18 protein-coding genes and 1 pseudogene are annotated in these 19,751 nt (G+C 66.7%); 12 read left to right on the plus strand and 7 right to left on the minus strand.

The window, feature by feature from the left end:
• Positions 1-101: 101 nt before the first annotated feature.
• The 9 genes from MUB46_RS16780 to MUB46_RS16820 are packed head-to-tail and all read left to right on the plus strand — an operon-like array spanning position 102 to position 10,293.
• Positions 102-584, plus strand: coding sequence for a tripartite tricarboxylate transporter TctB family protein (locus MUB46_RS16780; RefSeq protein ID WP_261617079.1), 483 nt, complete (start codon positions 102-104; stop codon positions 582-584).
• A 3-nt stretch (positions 585-587) separates the two neighbouring features.
• Positions 588-2,108 (plus strand): tripartite tricarboxylate transporter permease, encoded by a 1,521-nt coding sequence (locus MUB46_RS16785; RefSeq protein WP_261617080.1) that lies wholly within the window; start codon positions 588-590, stop codon positions 2,106-2,108.
• Positions 2,109-2,141: 33 nt separating this feature from the next.
• Positions 2,142-3,923: a thiamine pyrophosphate-binding protein gene (locus MUB46_RS16790; protein WP_261617081.1), complete on the plus strand. Its 1,782-nt coding sequence runs from the start codon at positions 2,142-2,144 to the stop codon at positions 3,921-3,923.
• Between the two features lie 26 nt (positions 3,924-3,949).
• Complete coding sequence (locus MUB46_RS16795; protein ID WP_261617082.1) at positions 3,950-5,365, plus strand: aldehyde dehydrogenase family protein; 1,416 nt, start codon at positions 3,950-3,952, stop codon at positions 5,363-5,365.
• Positions 5,366-5,381: 16 nt separating this feature from the next.
• On the plus strand, positions 5,382-6,338 hold the full coding sequence (locus tag MUB46_RS16800) for an NAD-dependent epimerase/dehydratase family protein (protein WP_261617083.1): 957 nt from the start codon (positions 5,382-5,384) through the stop codon (positions 6,336-6,338).
• A gap of 16 nt (positions 6,339-6,354) precedes the next feature.
• Positions 6,355-7,335 carry an NAD-dependent epimerase/dehydratase family protein gene (locus MUB46_RS16805; protein WP_261617084.1) on the plus strand — a complete coding sequence of 327 codons (981 nt, stop codon included), beginning with the start codon at positions 6,355-6,357 and terminating at the stop codon, positions 7,333-7,335.
• A complete protein-coding gene (locus MUB46_RS16810) occupies positions 7,332-9,026 on the plus strand; it encodes an FAD-dependent oxidoreductase (RefSeq protein ID WP_261617085.1) in 1,695 nt (564 codons plus the stop codon). Before MUB46_RS16805 ends, MUB46_RS16810 begins: the two co-directional genes overlap by 4 nt.
• Positions 9,023-9,949: an NAD-dependent epimerase/dehydratase family protein gene (locus tag MUB46_RS16815; RefSeq protein WP_261617086.1), complete on the plus strand. Its 927-nt coding sequence runs from the start codon at positions 9,023-9,025 to the stop codon at positions 9,947-9,949. Before MUB46_RS16810 ends, MUB46_RS16815 begins: the two co-directional genes overlap by 4 nt.
• Entirely contained in the window at positions 9,946-10,293 is a 348-nt protein-coding gene (locus MUB46_RS16820) for a cupin domain-containing protein (RefSeq protein WP_261617087.1), read from the plus strand. The genes MUB46_RS16815 and MUB46_RS16820 overlap by 4 nt, the downstream gene beginning before the upstream one ends.
• 84 nt (positions 10,294-10,377) lie before the next feature.
• Here the strand turns inward: MUB46_RS16820 and MUB46_RS24345 are convergent, their stop codons facing one another.
• From MUB46_RS24345 to MUB46_RS16850, 7 genes and pseudogenes are all read right to left on the minus strand, one after another.
• A complete protein-coding gene (locus MUB46_RS24345) occupies positions 10,378-10,743 on the minus strand; it encodes a hypothetical protein (protein ID WP_425256281.1) in 366 nt (121 codons plus the stop codon).
• Between the two features lie 105 nt (positions 10,744-10,848).
• Positions 10,849-11,691, minus strand: a pseudogene (locus MUB46_RS24395) (thiolase family protein); the annotation flags it as partial.
• Positions 11,615-13,075 carry a hypothetical protein gene (locus tag MUB46_RS16830; protein WP_261617089.1) on the minus strand — a complete coding sequence of 487 codons (1,461 nt, stop codon included), beginning with the start codon at positions 13,073-13,075 and terminating at the stop codon, positions 11,615-11,617. The pseudogene MUB46_RS24395 and the gene MUB46_RS16830, both read right to left, overlap by 77 nt.
• 16 nt (positions 13,076-13,091) lie before the next feature.
• Positions 13,092-14,471 carry an acetyl-CoA carboxylase biotin carboxylase subunit gene (locus MUB46_RS16835; protein ID WP_261617090.1) on the minus strand — a complete coding sequence of 460 codons (1,380 nt, stop codon included), beginning with the start codon at positions 14,469-14,471 and terminating at the stop codon, positions 13,092-13,094.
• Positions 14,464-15,027 carry an acetyl-CoA carboxylase biotin carboxyl carrier protein gene (locus tag MUB46_RS16840; protein WP_261617091.1) on the minus strand — a complete coding sequence of 188 codons (564 nt, stop codon included), beginning with the start codon at positions 15,025-15,027 and terminating at the stop codon, positions 14,464-14,466. Before MUB46_RS16840 ends, MUB46_RS16835 begins: the two co-directional genes overlap by 8 nt.
• A complete protein-coding gene (locus tag MUB46_RS16845; RefSeq protein WP_261617092.1) occupies positions 15,024-15,917 on the minus strand; it encodes an MBL fold metallo-hydrolase in 894 nt (297 codons plus the stop codon). The genes MUB46_RS16840 and MUB46_RS16845 overlap by 4 nt, the downstream gene beginning before the upstream one ends.
• A gap of 38 nt (positions 15,918-15,955) precedes the next feature.
• Positions 15,956-16,708 (minus strand): IclR family transcriptional regulator, encoded by a 753-nt coding sequence (locus tag MUB46_RS16850; protein ID WP_261617093.1) that lies wholly within the window; start codon positions 16,706-16,708, stop codon positions 15,956-15,958.
• 219 nt (positions 16,709-16,927) lie between these two features.
• On the opposite strand from MUB46_RS16850, the gene dctP reads away from it, so the two are divergent.
• The 3 genes from dctP to MUB46_RS16865 all read left to right on the plus strand — a co-directional run bounded on the left by dctP (position 16,928) and on the right by MUB46_RS16865 (position 19,736).
• A complete protein-coding gene (gene dctP / locus MUB46_RS16855) occupies positions 16,928-17,872 on the plus strand; it encodes a TRAP transporter substrate-binding protein DctP (protein ID WP_261617094.1) in 945 nt (314 codons plus the stop codon).
• Between the two features lie 65 nt (positions 17,873-17,937).
• Positions 17,938-18,450, plus strand: coding sequence for a TRAP transporter small permease (locus MUB46_RS16860; RefSeq protein WP_261617095.1), 513 nt, complete (start codon positions 17,938-17,940; stop codon positions 18,448-18,450).
• On the plus strand, positions 18,447-19,736 hold the full coding sequence (locus MUB46_RS16865) for a TRAP transporter large permease (RefSeq protein WP_261617096.1): 1,290 nt from the start codon (positions 18,447-18,449) through the stop codon (positions 19,734-19,736). The genes MUB46_RS16860 and MUB46_RS16865 overlap by 4 nt, the downstream gene beginning before the upstream one ends.
• Positions 19,737-19,751: the final 15 nt, after the last annotated feature.

The following is a 19,751-nucleotide window of genomic DNA, read 5'->3' on the forward strand; positions in this document are numbered from 1 at the left end:
CGGCCTGGTCGACGCGATCGGACCGCGTGCACGGCCGATCGGCAATTCGCCCGCCCCGAGCCGCACCATGAGATCCCCAGTGTCATGAGATTCCCAGGGCCATGAGATTCAACGACGCGATTTCAGGGGCGATCTTCCTCGCCATCGGGGTGTTCGCCTTCATCCACGCCGGGAGCTTCAAGCACTTTCCCGGCGTGCCCTACGGTCCCGATCTTTTCCCGCGGATCATCGCGGTGATGATGGCCGGCGGCGGACTGATCCTGATCGTCAGCGGCCTGCGCGGCGCGAACCAGGTACCCTGGGTCGTGCTTGTCGACTGGGCGCGGCGGCGGCGCAGCTACGAGCTGTTCCTGGCCGTTATCGGCAGCATGCTGGGCTACATCTTACTGTCGGACGCGCTTGGCTTCCTGCTCACGGGTTTTCTCATGCTGACGGGCCTTTTCCTTGTGACCCGCGGCATCGCCAGGCTCCCGTCGAGCGCCGCCCTCGCGGCACTGGTGACCGGACTGATCTATCTGATCTTCGTCGAGGCGCTGCGGGTGCCGCTTCCTTTCGGCGTGATCGAACGGCTGCTGGTGGGCTGAGCCATGGAAACGCTTCTCGCTGCCTTCGATCTCGTGTTTCGCTGGGAGATCATCGCGGTGATCTTCGGCGCCTGCGTCTTCGGCATCTTCGCGGGCGCGATGCCGGGCATTTCGGCCACGGTCGCCGTGGCGCTGCTCGTACCCATCACCTTTTTCATGGAACCGGTCGCCGCGCTCGCCGCCATCGCCACCGCCGTCGCCATGGCCATCTTCGCGGGCGACCTGCCGGGCGCGCTCCTGCGCATCCCCGGCATGCCGGCCTCGGCGGCCTATGCCGAGGAAGCCCACGAGATGACGCTGAAGGGGCAGGGCGGCACGGTGCTGATGGTGGCGCTGCTCTGCTCGGTTCTCGGCGGCCTCGTCGGCACGATGGCGCTGGCCTTCTCGGCGCCGCTGCTCGCCGAGTTCGCGCTGGAGTTTCAGTACTACGAGTACTTCTGGCTCGCCTGTATCGGACTGTCCACCGCGGCGCTCGTCGCGGCGGCCAATCCGGTGAAGGGCGTGATCTCGCTCTCGATCGGGCTCATGCTGGCAACCGTCGGCCTTGACCTGATCTCGGGCCAGCCGCGCTTCACCTTCGGCACGCCGGCGCTGATGGAGGGCATCCATTTCATCCCCGTGATGATCGGCATCTTCGCGGTGGCCGAAGTCTTGCGGGCGCTGATCCATCCGCCGCGCGCCGATGCGGGCGACGCACGGGTGCAGAAGATCGACTTCGGCGAAACCTTCCGGACGATCTGGCGCTACAGGACGAACCTGGCCCGCGGATCGATCTTCGGCACGCTGATCGGGGCGCTGCCGGGCGCCGGCTCCGACATCGCGGCGTGGGTGTCCTACGGCTATGCGCGCAAACGGTCGAAGACGCCCGAGAAGTTCGGGACCGGCCATCCAGAGGGGATCGTCGCCGCCTCGGCCTCGAACAATGCGGCGACCTCGGCCACCTGGGTGCCCTCGCTCGTCTTCGGCATCCCGGGCGACAGCGTGACGGCGATCGTGATCGGCGTGTTGTTCCTGAAGGGGCTCGAGCCCGGGCCGAACGTCTTCATCGAGAACGCGCCGCTGGTCTACTCGATCTTCGTCTCCTTCTTCATCGCCAACGTGTTCCTGATCCCGGTGGGATACATCGCGATCCGTGCCGCCAGTCAGCTTCTGAAGGTCTCGAACCTGATCCTGATGCCGATCATCCTGATCTTCACCGTGGTCGGCGCCTACGCGATCAACAACTCGATGATGGGCGTGATGGTGGCGCTTGGCGCCGGGATCGCATCCTTCCTGATGCAGGAAAACGACTATCCAGTCGCGCCGCTGATCCTCGGGATGGTGATCGGCCCGCTGCTGGAAAAGAACTTCATGCAGGCGATGATCGCGCAGCAGGGAGACCTGACCGCGTTCTTCGAACGACCCATCGCCGCATTCCTGGGGATCGTGACGATCCTGATGTGGACTGCCCCCGTGGTCGCCGCGATCCGGCGCTGGCAGCTGCGGCGGCGCGCGCCGGAGGGCAACGAGGGCCAGCATGCGTAAATCGAACTCTGAAAGTCGTCGGGAGGCGGTCGAATGACCAAGACGAAGGGTGGCGATCTCATCGCCGAACACCTGATCCGCGCCGGAATGCCATACGTGTTCGGCATCTGCGGGCACGGCAACGTGGGGATGCTGGATGCGCTCTACGACCGGAAGGACCGGATCACGCTGGTCTCGCCCCGGCACGAGCAGACCGCCGGGCACATGGCCGACGCCTATTTCCGCGTCTCCCATCAGCCGGTGGCGACGCTGACCTCCTGCGGCCCGGGCTCTGCGAATATCCCGATGTCGCTTGCCTGCGCCCAGGCCGACAGTTCCGCCTTTCTCGCGATCACGGCGAACGTCCCGACCTCGCAGTTCAACCGCGGCCCGTTTCAGGAAACCTACATGCACGGGCAGGCGAGCTTCCCCGACGCGGTGAAGCCCTTCGTCAAGCGATCGTTCCAGCCCACGCGGGTCGAGATGCTGCCGCTCGCGCTCCGGCAGGCGACCAATCTGATGACCTCGGGTCGGCCCGGGCCCGTCAATCTCGATGTGCCCTACAACCTGTTCCAGGAAGAAGCCGAGATTGGCCTGGATTTCATGGATCGCGCCGGGGTGGACAACCGTCCGGGCGCCGCGGCGGAGGCGGTGGAGGCGGTGGCTGACCTGCTGCTTGCCGCCCATGCCCCCCTGATCTTCGTTGGCCACGGCATCACCCTGTCCGACGCGGGCTCCGAGCTGACCGAGCTGCAGCACCGCCTGCAGGTCCCGCAGGTCGCCTCTCCCAACGGGATGGGCTCGCTCGATATGACCGACCCGCTGGCGCTGGGCTTCATCGGGCGCAACGGCACCTATCCGGCGAACCAGGCCGGGCGGCGCGCCGACGTGCTGCTGACCATCGGGGCGCGGTTCGACGACCGCTCGGCCTCGTCTTGGCTGCAGGGCTATTCGTGGAACATCCCGCCCACGAAGCTGATCCATGTCGACATCGACCCGACCGAAATCGGCCGCAACTACGAACCCTACATTGGCATCCAGGCGGACGCGCGGACGTTTGTGCGGCAGCTTCTGGCCGAACTCGACCGCCGCGGCGTGACCCGGCACGAGGGCACGAAGCCGTGGCTTGCCGAGATCGCCGGCTGGCAGGCTGAATGGGATGCCTACATCGCGCCGAATTTCGATATCGATACCGCGCCGATCCGTCCTGAGCGGGCGGTTCGCGATATCCGCCAGGTGGCGCCCGACGACACCATCCTGGTCCCGGACTCGGGGGCACATCACAACTGGTTCATGCAGTTCTGGGAATCCCGTCGCCCGCGATCCATGCTCAACACCTGGGGCTACTCGGCGATGGGGTTCGGCGTCTCGGGCGTGCTGGGCGCCAAGCTCGCTGCGCCCGACCGGCCATGCATCGCGGTGGTTGGCGACGGCGGCTTCACGATGACGCCGCATGTCCTCTGCACGGCGGTCGAATACAACATTCCGGCGATCTGGGTGGTCTGGAACAACTACGCCTGGGGGGCGATCCGCGACCTTCAGCGCGGCCAGTTCGGCGGGCGTGAAATCGGAACGAGCTTCACCCGCGGCCCGAACGGCGAACCCTACAACCCCGACTTCGCGGCGCTGGCCAAGGCGCATGGCGTCGACGCGGTGAAGGTCAGCCGCTCGGACGATTTCCGCGACGCGCTGGCCGAGGCGGTCGCGGCCAATCGCCCCTGGCTCATCGACCTCGAGGTCGATGCGGGCGTGAAGCCGCCCTCCACGGGTTCCTGGAAACTGCCGCCGCTGACGGCACCGGAACCCGCCTTCGGCGCACCGTGGCGCCCGGCTTGAACAGTCTGAACGGACAGGAAGCAGAAATGGACCTGACGCATTACATCGGTGGCGAGGCCGTACAGGGCGGCGACCGGTTCGAAAGCCGTGACCCCTATCGCGGCGACGTGGTCTGCACCGCCCCCACCGCCTCGGCCGCCGAGGTCGACGCCGCCGTCGCCTCCGCACGAGCCGCGGCGCCCGACGTGGCCGGCATGCCCGCCTACGAGCGCGCGGCGATCCTGCGCAGAACCGCCGACCTGGTGGTCGAACGCGCCGCCGAGATCGGCGAGATCATGGCGCGCGAGACCGGCAAGGCGCTCGGCGACGCCGAGGGCGAGGTGAAGCGGTCGATGGACACGCTCACCCTCTCGGCCGAGGAGGCGATCCGGATCGAGGGGACCCATGTGCCGCTCGACGGCAGCGCCATGGGCCATGGCAAGATGGCGTTCCTCATGCGCTTTCCGGTCGGGGTCGTGGGTGCCATCACCCCCTTCAACGCGCCCTTCAATCTCGCCTGTCACAAGCTCGCCCCGGCCTTTGCCGCGGGCAACGCATCGATCATCAAGCCGCCCCAGCAATGCCCGATGGTGGTGCAGAGGCTGGTGGAGTTGTTCTTCGAGGCCGGCCTGCCGCGGACATTCATCCAGGTGATCCACGGCGGCGCGGCGACGGGGCAGGCACTGGTCGACCATCGCGGCGTCGACATGCTGACCTTTACCGGCTCGTCCCGCGTGGGCGCCGAGATCCGGGCGCGGGCGGGCCTGCGCCCCGTCACGCTGGAGCTCGGCGGTGCCGGGCCGACCATTGTCTGCGAGGACGCCGATCTCGACGCCATCGCGCCGATGCTTGCCCGCAACGCGGTGCGCCTGGCCGGACAGAGCTGCATCTCGGTACAAAACATCCATGTCCCCCGCGCCATGGCCGAGACGCTGGGCGCGAAAGTCGCCGCCGAGATGGAAGCGCTGACGGTCGGCGACCCGCTGGCGGCGGGTACCGACGTGGGCACGCTGATCGACGAGGCCGCGGCAAAGCGCGTGGCGGCCTGGGTCGACGAAGCAGTCGGCCAGGGCGCCCGGCTCCTGGCCGGCGGGCGACGCGAGGGGGCGGCCTATGCGCCGACGCTTCTGACCGACGTCCGCCCCGACATGAAGGTCGTCTGCGACGAGGTCTTCGGCCCGGTGGCCAGCATCCTGGCCTATGACGACCTGAACGAGCCGGTCGAGCAGGTGACGTCGAGCCCCTTCGGCCTGCAATGCGGGGTCTTCACCGACAGCACCGAGCGCGCCCTCTGGCTCGCGCGGCGGCTGCGCACCGGCGGCGTCATCATCAACGGCACCTCGACCTGGCGGACGGATCAGCTTGCCTACGGCGGCGTCAAGGACAGCGGGATCGGTCGCGAGGGGCCGCGCTACGCGATCCACGACATGACCGAGGAACGGCTGATCCTGTTCAACTACTGAAGTGGAACGAGGGGATATGTCGACAATCCTGGTCACCGGGGCAGGCGGCTTCGTGGGGGGCGCCGTGGCGCGGGCGTTGCTCGCGCGCGGCCAGGCGGTCGTTGGACTCGACTGCGGGGCGAACGCCGCCGCGCTTGATGCTTTGGCCGCAGCCAATCCCGCCTTCACGCCCGTGGCCGCCGACATCTGCGAGGCCGACGCCATCGAGACGGTCTTCGCCGGCCACCGGCCGGGCGCGGTTGTCCATTGCGCCGCCGTTGTCGGCGTCCTGGCGTCGCTCGCCTCGCCGGTGCGGCTCCTGCGGGTCAATATCGAAGGGTCGGTAAACCTCTTCGAGGCGATGGCCCGCCATGGCTGCCAGCGGTTGATCCACATAAGCTCCGAGGAGATCTATGGCGATTTCCTCGCCCCTCGGATCGACGAGACCCACCGCGAGGCACCGGTCCATGCCTACGGGATCAGCAAGTCGGCGGTGGAACATCTGGGCCGCAGCTACCGCGCCACCCACGGGCTCGACTGCATCAACATCCGCACATCCTGGGTCTACGGGCCGGGCTTTCCGCGCGACCGGGTGCCGATAAACATGATCCGCGCGGCGGCGGAGGGACGTGCCTTGCATGTTCCCGGCGGCGCGGAGGAACGGATCGACCACACCTATATCGACGACGCGGTGGCCGGCATCCTCGGCGCGCTCGACTGCCCGGCACACCCTTGCGATGCCTACCACGTCGCCAGCGACAGCGCGCCCTCGCTGGGCGAGATCGCCGAGGTCGTGCGCGAACTCGTGCCGGGGGCCGAGATTACGGTGGGGCCGGGACCGTACCGGCATGGCGGCGACGTCGCGATGCCGAGGAAGGGTGCGCTCGACTGCAGCCGGGCGCAGGCGGCGTTCGGCTACCGGCCGAAATTCGACATCAGGGCGGGACTCGCCGCCACGCTCGACGCGCACCGTGCGCAACTCGAAAACCAATAGGAAGGGAGGGGTGACAATGGGCAAGCTGCTTGTCACCGGGGGGATGGGCCATGTGGGCTATGAGACGGTCCGGCAGGCCGCGGCCGCCGGCATCGAGGTGGTGGCACAGTACATGACCACCTTCCGCGAGGCGGATGCCGAAGCCGCGGGACCGAACGTCACCTGGGCGCAGTGCGATCTGTCGGATCCATACGAGCTGACCGTTCTGGCGGCGGCGCATGACATCTCGGGCTGCATCCACACCGCCGCCGTTCCGAACGACAAGCTGGGATATCCGCGTCCCTTGCGCACCTTCCAGAGCAACGTCGTGGCCACCGAGCTCTTGCTCGAGACCGCCCGGCGGCTCGGTTGGCGGCGGTTCCTCTTCGTCTCCACCGGCTCGGTCTTCCAGTCCCTGCCCGACGCGGTGACGCCGGTTGCCGAGGACACGAACCCGACCCCGCGCTCGCTTTACGCGGCGACCAAGCGGTCGGCGGAGCTGATGACCGCGGTCTATGCCGATACCTACGGGCTGTCGGCGGCAACGGTACGGATTTCCTGGATCTTCGGGCCGCCGCTGGTGCCGCGGGCCTTCGACGGGCCGCGCGGGCCGATCCCCGAGTATCTGCGCCGGGCGATGCGGGGCGAGGCGATCCGGGCCCCCTCCGGCGGCGATTTCGCGGCGAGCTTCACCTTCGTGCCGGATTGCGCCGCCGGACTGCTCACGCTCTGGCAGGCCGAGGCGCTGCGGCACCGCGAGTATCACCTGGGGTCCGGTCGCAACCACACCACCTACGAGGTCGCCGAGGCGGTGCGCCGCGCCGTGCCCGGTGTCGAGATCGAGGTCGGACCCGGCAGCGCCCCCTGGACCGACACGACCGTGATGCGGGGACCGCTCGACTGCTCGCGGATGGTCGAGGAGTTCGGCTTCCGTCCAGAGCATTCGCTCGACGAGGCCGTCGCTGCCTTCGCCGACTGGATGCGTGCCAATCCCGATACCTGGGGAGACGCCGCATGACCGAAAAGGTGTGCGACGTCGTTGTGGTCGGCGCGGGCGCCGCGGGAATGACCGCCGCCGCCACGGCCGCCGTCCATGGGCTGAACGTGATCGTGGTCGAGAAGACCGGCTTCGTCGGCGGCAACACCTCCTATTCCGGCGGCATGGTCTACATCCCCAACAACGACAAGATGGCCGAAGCCGGCAAGCCAGACGATCCCGCCCGCGCGATGGCCTATCTGGACGCGACCGTTCCGACGGCGGACGGGCGCGAGGCCCGGGAACGCTTTGTCAGACGCGGGCCCGAGGCGGTCCGGTTCCTGGAGGAGAAGACGGCGGTGCGGCTGAAGCCGGTGCCGTTCTATCCCGACTATTACCCGGATCTCGACGGGGCGGGCGAGGGGATGCGCGTGCTCGAACCCGTGGCCTTCGACGGATCGACGCTCGGCGACTGGTTCGGCAGGCTGCGTCCGCCATTGCCGGAATTCACCATCCTCGGCGGCATGATGGTCGCGCGCGAGGACCTGCCCCATTTTCGCAAGATGTGGGGCTCGCCCCGCTCGTTCGCGCGGGTGACGCGGCTGGTGCTCGAATACGCGCTCCAGCGCACCCGCCACCATCGCGGTTCGCGCCTGGTGCTGGGCAATGCGCTGGCCGGGCGGCTCCTGAAGTCGCTCCTCGACCTCGGGGTGGAGACGCGCACCGACTGCGCGGTCGAGGAGGTGCTGGTCGAGGCTGGGCGGGCCACCGGTCTGCGCGTGCGCGAGGGCGACGCAAGCGTCACCATCCGCGCGCGCAAGGGCGTGATCCTCTCCACCGGCGGGTTTTCCCAGAGCGTCGAGAAACGCACGGCGTGGCTGCCCGATCTGGTCAGTCCCGATAGTCCCTTCGCGCCCGGCAGCACCGGCGACGGGCTGGACCTCGGCGTTGCCGCAGGGGGCGAGGTCGGCACCGACAACACCAACAATGCCTACTGGTCGCCGGCCTCGGTCTATACCCGCGCGGACGGCCGCAAGGTGGTCTATCCCCACACCGTGACCGATCGGGGCAAGCCCGGCTCGATGGTCGTCAATTCCGCCGGCCGGCGCTTCACCAACGAGGCGGTTTCCTACCACCGTTTCGGCGAGGCGCTGTTGCAGGGCAACGTCGCGACCGGGAACCTTCCCGCCTGGATCGTCTGCGACAGTGCCTTCATCTGGAAATACGGGCTCGGCGCGATCATCCCCTTCACCCGCAACCTCGAGCCCTATCGGCGGGCCGGCTACCTGAAGACCGCAGACAGCCTGCCGGCGCTCGCCCGAACGCTCGGCATCGACGAGGCGGGCTTCGGCGCGACCGTGGAGCGGTTCAATGTCGATGCCGCTCGGGGCCGTGACACCGAGTTCCACCGTGGCGAGGACGTGTACTCCCGCTATCTCGGCGATGCCGATCACGGGCCGAACCCGTGCCTTGCGCCGCTGGCGAAGCCCCCCTTCTACGCCATCGAGCTGACGCTCAGCGATCTGGGCACCGTCGCGGGGCTGCGCACCGACGAGGACTGCCGCGTGCTCGCGCGCGATGGTCGGCCGATCCCCGGCCTCTACGCCGTGGGCAACGACATGCAGTCGATCATGCGCGGCCGCTATCCCGGTCCGGGCATCACGCTCGGCCCCGCGCTGACATTCGGCTATCTCGCCGGTCTGCATGTGGCGGAGCGGGAGGGCGCGGCGTGAGACGCGTCGTCGTTACCGGCGCCTCGGGATTGCTTGGCGGCTATGTCGCGCGTGCCGTCTCCGATGACGCCGAGGTGATCGGCCTCGATGCTCGCCCGCCCGCCGTGCCGGGCGACATCGCACATGTCACCGCCTCGATCCTCGACCCGGACGCCCTCGAGGCGGCCTTCGCCGGGGCCGATGCCGTCATCCATATCGCGGCGGCCGCCAATATCGGCAGCGGGACGCCCGGACAGATCATCGACCTGAACGTCAAGGGCAGCTGGTGCGTGCTGGAAGCCGCGCGCCGTGCGAACGTCCGGCGCGTGGTGCTGTGCTCCTCCGACAGCGTGATGGGCAACACCGTCTGGAAGGACCATTTCTGGTGCCCGCAGGCACTTCCCGTGAACGAAGCCCATCCCGTTCGCCCCGCCGATCCCTACGCGCTCTCGAAACTTCTCGCCGAGGAGGCCGGGCGGAGCTTTGCCCGCCGCGGGCTCGAGATCATCGCGTTGCGGCCGGTCTTCATCCTGTTCCCCTCGATGATGGGCGAAGTGCTGGCGCGCCACGCCGATCCGGACGGCTATGTGGGGCCGTGCGCCGGCGGACATGCGCCCGCGGGCGGCGGGCCTTGCTGGCACCATGTCGATCCGCGCGACGTGGCCGAGGCGTTCCGGCTCGCCCTCCGCGTCGACTGGCGAGGATACGAGGCGTTCTATCTCGCCGCGCCCTCCACGCTGCACCCGCTGCCGACGCTGGACCGGATTGCGCAGGCCTTCGGGGGGCTGCCCGAACGGATCGACAGCGACGTCTACGCCGCGAACCCGCATGCGCCGATGTTCGACACGCGCGCCGCTCGGCGCCGTCTCGGCTGGCGCGCCCGGCACGATCTGCGTGCCGACGTTTTGGGAGCGGTGCCAACCGAAGATAGGAGATCCGGATGACCGATTCCGCAAAGGCCCTAGTCGGCCATGTCCGCGCCGCGGATCTGGACTGGCAGGATATGGGCGACGGCACGCGGCGCAAGATCCTCGGCTACGAGCCGCAGATGCTGATGATGCGCAACGCCTTCGAGACGGGCGTGCAGGGCCCGCTCCACAGTCACCCGCATGTCCAGTCGAGCTACATCGTCAGCGGACAGTTCGAGGTCACGATCGGCGCCGTCACCGAACGGCTAGGCCCCGGCGACGGTTTCCTCGTTCCCTCGGGCGTCGAACACGGGACGCGATGCCTGGAGGCCGGCGAGGTGATCGAGATCTTCACGCCGATCCGCGACGAGTTCGTGTAACGGCCCTGTCGGGGCCGGGGCGGCATGACGCCGTAGTCCCCGCTCCCGATCCGATGATTTCGGTCCGGACGATGCTCCGTCGGTTCAGCCGCGGTCCGTCACCTCGATCACGACGGACATTGCGGTATCGCCCGCGGCGCAGCCGGTGAAGAGGCCGCGGCCGCCGCCGCGCAGCGCCAGTTCCTCGATCAGCTCGATGACGCCGCGCAGGCCCGTGGGGCCTTGCGGGTGGCCCCAGATCAGGGAGCATCCGTAGTTGTTCATGGAGGTCGCGTCGACGCCGAGATCCCGCGCCAGAACGAGGTCGTTCACCGCGAACGGATTGTGCGTCTTGATCGCATCGATGTCGTCGACCGAGAGGCCGGCGTTCTCGAGCGCGACCCGGGTGGCGGGAACCGGCGCCATCGGCATGTGCGCGAGGTCCGTTCGCGCCAGACCGAAACCCAGCAACCGAACGGCGATACCGGGCTCCCGGCTCAGTTCCCGGGCACGATCGGAGGTCGCCAGAACCAGGGCGGCATTGCCGTCGGCGGGATGGGTCTGGCCGCCGTAGGTGACGGTTCCGTTCTCGATGACAGGCTTGAGCCGTGCCAGCCCCTCGGCCGTCGTCGGGTAGACGCCCTCGTCACCCTCCAGTTTGGCCTTCTCCTTGCGGAAGCCCTGATCCGGCACCGAGAAGGGCAGGGACATATAGCGGCGCTGGAAGGCCCGATCGTCGGCGAGCGCCATGCCGTATTGCTCCTGCCGGCGCAATACGATCTCGTGCTGTTCCTCGGTGGTCAGACCGTAGCGGCGCGCCACGTTCTCCGCCGTCGCGACCATCGCGTGACCGCCCAGCGGATCGCAGCCAAAATTGTCCAGGACCCAGTTCTCCGCCGCCCCGGTTCCGCCGGGCGCGAAGGGCGCCGGGTAGTAGATGTGGGGGCCGTTCGACGTCCGGTCGCAGGCTGCGACCAGCGCGCAGGTGGCCAGGCCGGCCCCGATTTCCTGTGCTCCCGTGAACAGGCTTCGGACCCCGGTCGCACAGGCCTGCGACACGGTTGGACCGCCGACCTGGGGCGCGCCGATGAGGCCGGCGAACCACGGCAGACCGTAGAACGAGCCCTTCTGCGGAACGGTCAGCCCGAGGACGCCGTAGTCGAATACCTCGGGCGAGATCTCGCGGCGCGCCAGCTCGTCGCGCGCGACGGCCGCGGCAAACTCGACGCTGTGCAAGTGCGCGAGGCTGCCCTGCCACTTCGCGAACGGCGTGGACCAGTAGGTGCCGTAGGGAATTTCTGCGAGATAGTTCAAACCTGTTCCCCTTTCCGAGTCCGTGGCCCTATCGGCCCAAATGTATGTGGTCTTCGCCCGCCGTGACCTCGATCCGGTCGAACCGGTCGCGCTGTATGAGTTCACGCAGCAGATGCGGAATGGCTGCCATCCCGGTCTCGTAGGGCCGTGGCGGTTCGGCCCGGCGCATGGCCTCGATCTCGGCGGCGGGAGCGAGGTGTAGCAGAATAAGATCGGTATCGGAGATCGAGGCGCCACCAAGTCGCGCCCGGACCGTGCCGATGTCGATTTCCTCGATGGCTTGTCCGGCGAGAACACGGGACCGCGGCATCGACTGGACCAGATCGCGGATGTCCGGATCGACGCCCGCGGCGGCCTCGGCGCCCCATTGGCCAAGCACCAGCCGGATGACCTCGTCTGAAACCTGCTTGTAGCGCTCGCCGGAGATGACGTTGAGCGCGGCCTGACTGCACACGAACTGGGAGAACGGCGTCACCATTATCGGATAGCCGAGATCGGCCCGGACCTTTCCGACCTCTTCCAGAACGTCGTCGAGACGGTCGATCATGCCGATCTGGCGCAACTGGTGATGAAGGTGCGAGATGACACCGCCGGGAACATGGTGCACGTACTGCGCAACGTCGAACTGCACGGGCGCGCCCTGGGCGAAGCCTTCCGTCTCGGCGATCTCGCGGAAATGCGCTTCCACCGGCCTCAGAGCCTCCAGGTCCACGGGCACGTCGATGCCCAGGGATTTCATGTTCCTGGCGACCGCAAACACGGAGGGGAGGGACGGGCCGTCGGCCAATGGCGGCACGGCCGTATGAAGCGCATCCACCTTGTGCCGCATCGCCTCGACGTAACAGGCGGGCATGAGGCCCGTCGTGCAATGACCGTGGAACTCGACCGGTGTCGCGCCCGCGCCTTCGAGGACGGCGGCCGTGAGGGTGCGGGTGCGCTCCGGTGTCAGAAGGCCGGCCGGGTCCTTGATGAACAGCGCATCAGGGGCAAGGGCGACCGCCTCGCGTGCCTTCGTGCGGTAGTAGGCGTCGGTGTGCTTGGGCGATAGCGAATAGACCAGACCGATGACCACCTGCATGCCGGCAGCGCGGATCATCTTCACGATTTCGGGCAGGCGGAAGTTGAAATCGTTGGACGGCTCGATGATCTGGATTCGGGAAATCCCGTGCCGTGCCAGCTGGTCGACGTAGACCTGCATGACGCTGTACGGCGTGACCTCGAAAACGGACACGCTCGGCAGCATCATGAACGACATCGGTGTCTTGCGGATGCGCTCCGACATGAGGCGCAGCCGCTCCCACGGGTCGTCACGCAGCTCCTTCACGCATTTGCGGAAATGGCCCGCGCCGAAGACCTCGATCGCCTTGAAGCCAGCGCCGTCGAGGGCTTCGGCCACGGGCAGCATCATCCCGGTCCGCATGCCCATGGCCCAGAGGCTATGGTGGCCATCGCGCAGGGTGGTGTCGACGAGACGTATCGATTGGCTCATGTCTTGGGGACTTCCGTCAGGCATTGCTTTCGGCCGCAGCATCGGCGGCGAGGAACGCGTCGATGCTGCGGGTGTTGTGGCGCATGGCGGCGAACGCGGGTTCGCCGAGCAGTCTTAGAAGAAAGGCGCGATTTGTCGAGATTCCCTCGACCTCGAACGCCTCCAGCGCACGGCGCATCTTGTCTATCGCGGTCTGGCGATCCGGCCCGTGGACGATGAACTTGGCGACCATCGAGTCGTAGAACGGGGGGATCAGCGCGCCGGCTTCGGCATAGGTATCGACGCGCAGGCCGTCCATGTCCGGTGCCTGCCACCGGCGGATCCGGCCCGGCGACGGCCGAAACGCGTTCTCGGGCGATTCCGCGGTGATGCGCGCCTCGATGGAATGACCGTTCGGCCCGATGTCTTCCGGAATGCTCAGGGGCTCACCACCGGCGATCCTCAGTTGCGCGGCGACCAGGTCGATGCCGGTGACCATTTCGGTGACCGGATGCTCGACCTGCAAACGGGTGTTCATTTCCAAGAAGTAGAAGGCATTCGCCGACCGGTCGAACAGGAATTCGACCGTGCCGGCGCTGGCGTAGTTCACCTGCCGGGCGATCCGCACCGCCGCGTCGTGCATGTCGCGGCGCACGTCCTCGGGAATATCGGAGGCCGGCGCCTCTTCGATCACCTTCTGGTGGCGGCGCTGGAGGGAACAGTCGCGGTCGCCCAGATGCACGACCTGGCCCTTGCCGTCACCCAGCACCTGCACCTCGATATGCCGGGCATCGGCAATGAAGCGCTCCAGGTACAGGGTCGCGTCGCCGAAGGCACTGCGGGCTTCCGAAGCCGTGGTTTGCAGGGTTCCGGCCAGTTCGGACGGAGTATGGACGACCTTCATTCCGCGGCCGCCACCACCTGCCGCGGCCTTTACAAGGATCGGGTATCCCATTTCCGCGGCAAAGCGCGCGGCCTCCTCCGCGTCGGATACCCGGGCGGAGCCGGGCAGCAGCGGCACATCCGCGCGCTCCGCCAGCCTGCGTGCTTCGAGCTTGTTGCCGAGCATGCGAATGGTTTCGGCAGTGGGGCCCACGAAGACGAGCCCGTTCTCGTCGCAGAGCTCCGCGAGCGAAGGCTGCTCCGACAGGAAGCCGTATCCGGGATGGATCGCATCGCACCCCGTCGCCAGCGCGGCATGGACGATGAGGTCGGGCCGCAGATAGCTGTCGCGTGCCGGGCTCGGGCCGATGCAGACCGTTCGCGTGGCGAGCCGCGCAACCATGGACTCGCGGTCGGCTTCGGACACGACCGCGACCGACTCCGCTCCGACCTCCGCACAGCCACGGACAAGCCGGACGGCGATTTCGCCGCGGTTGGCGATCAGGACCCTTCGCAAGCGTTTTGACTCAGGCATCGGCCTCGATCACGAAAATGGTCTGGCCGTATTCCACGAGGTCGCCATCCTGTGCGCGGATCTCCCGCACCACGCCGGAGCATTCGGCGCTGATGGAACTGAAGACCTTCATCACCTCGATGAGTGCCAGCGTTTCGCCCGCGTCGACATGCCCGCCGACGTCCACAAAGGGGTCGGCGCCGGGCTCGGGGGAGCGGTAGAAGGTGCCCATCGTCGGCGCGGCGATGGCCGTGCAATCGGCCGGCACGGCGTTGTCGGGCGCCGGCCGGTCCTGGCGCGTGTCGGATACCGGCGCGGGATCGGCAGCCGCATTCGCGGCAATATCTGGAGCCGCCGGCGCGGCCGGCTCGGGCGCCACGCTCGTCGGTTGCCCGGCGGGCGCGGGCATGCTCTGCCGCTTCGCAGCCGTTTCGCCGCGGCTCAGATGCAGCGTCAGGCCCTTCCATCCGATTTCGATCACGTCGAACGGCGCGTTGTCGATCAGCCGCAGGATCTGGTCGACCTCGCTCTTCGTGAGGTCGGATCCGCCGGTCCCGTTGTCCCTGACCCCGGTCATAGGTCGATCCTCAGAAGATCGCGCGCGAAGGTGAGCGGCCCGTCGTACTCGGCACGAATGTCGCGGGCCATATCGTCGAACAGATGGGGGCCCATCTCGTCGATCGGGAAATGGTTGCGGGCGGCATGCTTGAGGACCGGGCTCGTCGAATCGAAATGCCCGAAGTGGGTCGGCACCAGCGACTTGACGCGGGCGCGCTTAGCGATCTTGCCCAGGTCCGTCGGCCCGGTGTGGGCGTGGATGCCGACGCCGGTGCGCTTCCGGAACTCGATGAAGCTTTCGGGGAACGTGCATTCGTGGATCAGCAGATCGGCGTCTTCGGCGAGCCGAACCATGCTCTCGCACGGCGCGGTGTCGCCGGAGAAGGCAACGGTCTTGCCCTCGGCCTCGATGCGAACCCCGAAGCACTCGTTGATGTCGTTTGGAATATGGTCGACCAGATCCGCCGTGATCCTGATGTCATCGTCCTCGTAGACGATGCCGGGAGACATCTCGCGGATGTCCGGCCGGATCGCGTCGATGTTGGCCTTGCGGCTGGCATAGTGGGACCGGGCATCGAAATCCCCCTTGAATGCGCCGCCCTCGAACAGGTGATCCGAAAAGTGACGTACGCCCTTGGGACCGAGCAGAACGGAACTGCCCGGCCGGTCGAACATCCATCCGGTGATGATGAAAGCCGGATAGTCGCAGATGTGGTCGTGATGAAGGTGGGTGAGGCAGACCAGATCCACGTCGGCCGGGTTTACGCCGGCGCAGACGAGTTGCCGCGTGGTCCCGGCGCCGCAGTCGAACAGGAAATGGCGACCGTTGTTGAGCGACATCAGGATGCCGGACTGCCCCCGTATCGGGTCGGGAAATGCGGCACCGGTGCCAAGAAAAGTGACTTTCACAAACTATTCCTTTCGTGGACTGGACTGGGACACACGGGTCAGTCGGGTTTGCACAGGCCGAGTTCCCGGGAGATCGTGGCGCAGGAGTTCTCTATCGCCGCGATCATCGCCGGGAACCGCTTGCGCGGTACGCGCTCGGAAATGCCGCCGCAGGACACGGCTGCGGTGACCCGCCCATGGGAGTCGAAGACAGGGCACGCGAAGGCGCGCAAATGGGACTGGAAGACCTCGTCATCCACCGCGACCTTCCCGGAACGCAGGGATTCGAGCTCGTCGCAGAGCGCGTCGATATCCGTCGGGACCCGCTCGCCGAACCGGGCGATCGAGCGCGCGATTAGCTCGCGCCAGGTGTCGGGATTGGAATACGCGAGCAGGATCTTGCCGGCCGCGGTGCAATGGATCGGGCTCTCGTCGCCGACATCGGCCGAGTAGCGCAGGAAATGCCGCGTCTGCACGATGTAGAGACGCAGTATCGCCTCGCCTCGCTTGATCGACAGGTGAACCGACTCACCGGTTTCCTCACGCAGCGCGTCGAGATGGGGGATCGCGGTCCGCAGCAGGTTGGCGCTCGACAACTTGCGGGTCGCCAGCTTGAGCACTTCGTAGCCGAGCCGGTAGCGCTTGCTGTCGGGATCCTGCTCGATCATCCCGTTTGCCTCCAGCTCCCGCAGCAGCCGGTGCACCACGACCTTGTTGAGATCGAGCGCCCGCGAAATCTCCGTCACGCCAAGCTCCGGCGTGTCGATGGTGAAGGCGGACAGCACGGCCATGGCTTTGTCGATTGTGCTCATTTCGGTCTCGATCCGGCTCCCTGTAGCGACCCCTTTCAGAAGGGGTTGTTCCAAATATCGTAACCGTGTTACAAAAACTCGTCAACAATCACTCGCCGGCGAAAACCGCCTTGATGCGAAAAAAGAACCAAGGGAGTTACGATGAAACACGTCTTGTGTGGGATTGGGGTTGCGCTCGCGATGGGCGCTTCACTCGCCACGGCAAATGCCGAAACAACTTTGATATTCAATAACTTCGTTCCAACCGGCAGCGTCTACTACACGCACGGAATCCTGCCCTTCAAAGAGGCGGTCGAGGCGGGGACCGAAGGCCGGGTCAAGATCGAGATCACGACGGCCACGCTCGCGCCGCCCGGTGGGCAGTTCGAAATGGTGCAGAGCGGCATCGCCGATCTGGCGATCTTTTCGCCGTCATTCCTCGGCAACAAGATCCTGCTGCCCAACGTGGCGTCGCTGCCGTTTTCCGGGGTAAGCGCCGAGGCCGGTTCGGTCGCCCTGTGGCGGACCTATGACAAGTACTTTCGCGACGCCAATGAGTTTGCCGGGGTCAAGCTGCTTGGGCTGATGCGCTTTCGCTCCAAGGTCCTGTTCACAAGCGACCGCGAGGTCACGTCGCTTCCCGATATCGCCGGCCTGAAGGTGCAGGTCGTCCCGGGTGCCGGCGCCGAGGTGCTGAAGGTTCTGGGCGCGACGCCGATACCGCATCCCCAGGTTCAGGCGCACGAACTGCTCAACAGTGGCGTCATCGACGGGACATTGACCGAATTTCTCGCGGTCGTCGGGTTCAAGGCCGACGGCGAGGTCGAGCATATCCTCGAGTTTCCCGACGGCATCGTCGCCTCCGTCCTGTCTCTTCTGATCAACGAGGACCGGTTCGCCGAACTGTCGCCCGAGGACCAGCAGGTTGTTCTCGATGCCGCGGGCGAAACGTTCGCGCGCACGCTCGGCAGCGAACTGGACGCGCTGACCCCGGCGTTGCGGGACAAGATGGTGGAGCAGGGAAAGACCCTGAACGAGGCCGGCTCGGAGTTCCTCGCGCCCGTTCGTGACGGCCTTGTCGAACTCGAGACGAACTGGATCGCTGAGGCCGACGGCCGCGGCGTCGATGGCAGGGCGGCACGGGACTACTACCTCGAGCAGTACCAGGCTGTGGCTTCGCAGTAGCCGCGGCGCATCGTCGGCCGGCGGCAACCGGCTGAAAGTCCAAGTTCAAGCCGGACACCTCTGTGATGACAGAATCCGCCTCAGACAAAACAACGGCGCCGGGCATTCCGCTCTGGATCGAGCGTCTGCTGTCCGGCGCCGTGGCGATCATAATCTTCGCCATGATGAGCCTGACCTTCGTCGACGTGTTCTTCCGCTACTTCTTCAACGCGCCGATTCCCGGCTCGTTCGAGATCGTGCAATTCCTGCTGGCGCTGCTCATCTTCTCGGCGCTGCCACTCGTCAGCGGCGCGGGCGGACACATTACGGTCGACCTGTTCGAGCACATGATCCGCGGCCGTGCCGGCCGTGTACGCCGCATCGGGGTCGACATCGTCAATATCTGCGGCGTCGCCCTGATCGGCTATCTGATGTGGCGACAGGCGCAGACCTTTGCCCGCTACGAGAAAGTCACGGGCTATCTCGAATTGCCCCTCGCAGCGCTCGCCTATGGGCTGACGGCTTTGGCCGTCGTGCTGTTGTTCGTCCACCTTTCATTGTTCTGGCACCGTCTGCACGCAACGGAGAACGGCGCATGATCGAGTCGCTGATCGGATTCGGCGCGCTTTTTGTCGTCGTCTTCCTGGGCGTCCCTCTGGGCTTCGCACTGCTGCTCGTCGGGTTGATCGGCTTCGCCGCGCTACGCGGCATCGGCCCGGCGCTCGCGATGTCGGGCCAGCAGATCGTCGATTTCAGCACCAACTACGGGTTCTCGGTGCTGCCGCTCTTCATTCTGATGGGAACCTTCATTCACCGCGCCCAGCTCTCCGAGGACCTGTACGACGCCGCGCACGTCTTTCTCGGCAGGCGGCGCGGCGGTCTGGCGATGGCGACGATCGCGGCGTGCGGTGCGTTTGCCGCCGTTTCGGGGTCGTCCCTGGCGACGGCCGCGACCATGAGCAAGGTCGCCGTCCCGCCGATGCGCCGCTACGGCTATGACGACCGTCTTGCGACCGGGTCGGTGGCGGCCGGCGGGACGTTGGGCATCCTGATCCCGCCTTCAGTTCCGCTGGTGATCTACGGCATCCTGACCGAAACGGACATCGGAAAGCTGTTCATCGCCGGTGTGCTGCCCGGGCTGCTTCTCATCCTGGCGTATTTCGCAGCGATCTGGCTGACCGTCCTGTTCCGCCCGGCAATGGGCCCGCGGGCTGAATCCGCGGATATGGCTGAGCGGCTTCAGGCGCTGAAGCGCGTGTGGGCCGTGCTGGCCCTGTTCGTTCTGGTGCTCGGCGGGATCTATCTGGGCGTCTTCACCCCGACGGAAGCGGCGGGCATCGGTGCGACCGGCGCGCTCCTGTTCGCCATAGCGCGAAGGCGGCTGAACTGGAGCGAGTTCATCGGCGCGATGGTCGAAGCGGCGGTAATGACGGGAATGATCTTCCTCGTCGTGTTCGGCGCCATGGTCTTCGCCAACTTCATCAACCTTGCAGGGCTCACCCGGGCTATCGTCGCCCACCTGCAGGGAGAGAGCATGTCCGCGACCACCGTCGTCATCATGATCTGTGTCGTCTATCTCGTTCTAGGCTGCGTGTTCGACAGCATGGCCATGCTGCTTCTGACCGTCCCCGTCTTCGCCGCCGTACTGCAGCCACTCGGCGTCGACCTGATCTGGTTCGGCATCGTCACGATCGTGGCAATCGAAATCGGCCTGATCACGCCGCCGATCGGCATGAACGTCTTTATCGTTCGAACGGTGGTTACCGACGTGAAGGCCAAACAGATCTTCGTCGGCGTCGCCCCCTTCGTTGTCGCGAGTCTGGTTGCACTCGCAACGCTCATTTACTGGCCTTCGATTACATTGACCCTGCCGGGTCTAATGTAGGTCGATTGGTATGGG

This window comes from Microbaculum marinisediminis (genome assembly GCF_025397915.1).
In the GTDB taxonomy this organism is placed as follows: Bacteria; Pseudomonadota; Alphaproteobacteria; order Rhizobiales; family Tepidamorphaceae; genus Microbaculum; species Microbaculum marinisediminis.

Coding starts and splice junctions, on each gene's coding strand:
- MUB46_RS16780 (WP_261617079.1), top strand. CDS start 102: ATGAGATTCAACGACGCGATTTCAGGGGCGATCTTCCTCGCCATCGGG.
- MUB46_RS16785 (WP_261617080.1), top strand. CDS start 588: ATGGAAACGCTTCTCGCTGCCTTCGATCTCGTGTTTCGCTGGGAGATC.
- MUB46_RS16790 (WP_261617081.1), top strand. CDS start 2,142: ATGACCAAGACGAAGGGTGGCGATCTCATCGCCGAACACCTGATCCGC.
- MUB46_RS16795 (WP_261617082.1), top strand. CDS start 3,950: ATGGACCTGACGCATTACATCGGTGGCGAGGCCGTACAGGGCGGCGAC.
- MUB46_RS16800 (WP_261617083.1), top strand. CDS start 5,382: ATGTCGACAATCCTGGTCACCGGGGCAGGCGGCTTCGTGGGGGGCGCC.
- MUB46_RS16805 (WP_261617084.1), top strand. CDS start 6,355: ATGGGCAAGCTGCTTGTCACCGGGGGGATGGGCCATGTGGGCTATGAG.
- MUB46_RS16810 (WP_261617085.1), top strand. CDS start 7,332: ATGACCGAAAAGGTGTGCGACGTCGTTGTGGTCGGCGCGGGCGCCGCG.
- MUB46_RS16820 (WP_261617087.1), top strand. CDS start 9,946: ATGACCGATTCCGCAAAGGCCCTAGTCGGCCATGTCCGCGCCGCGGAT.
- MUB46_RS16830 (WP_261617089.1), bottom strand. CDS start 13,075: ATGAGCCAATCGATACGTCTCGTCGACACCACCCTGCGCGATGGCCAC.
- MUB46_RS16835 (WP_261617090.1), bottom strand. CDS start 14,471: ATGCCTGAGTCAAAACGCTTGCGAAGGGTCCTGATCGCCAACCGCGGC.
- MUB46_RS16840 (WP_261617091.1), bottom strand. CDS start 15,027: ATGACCGGGGTCAGGGACAACGGGACCGGCGGATCCGACCTCACGAAG.
- MUB46_RS16850 (WP_261617093.1), bottom strand. CDS start 16,708: ATGAGCACAATCGACAAAGCCATGGCCGTGCTGTCCGCCTTCACCATC.
- MUB46_RS16860 (WP_261617095.1), top strand. CDS start 17,938: ATGACAGAATCCGCCTCAGACAAAACAACGGCGCCGGGCATTCCGCTC.
- MUB46_RS16865 (WP_261617096.1), top strand. CDS start 18,447: ATGATCGAGTCGCTGATCGGATTCGGCGCGCTTTTTGTCGTCGTCTTC.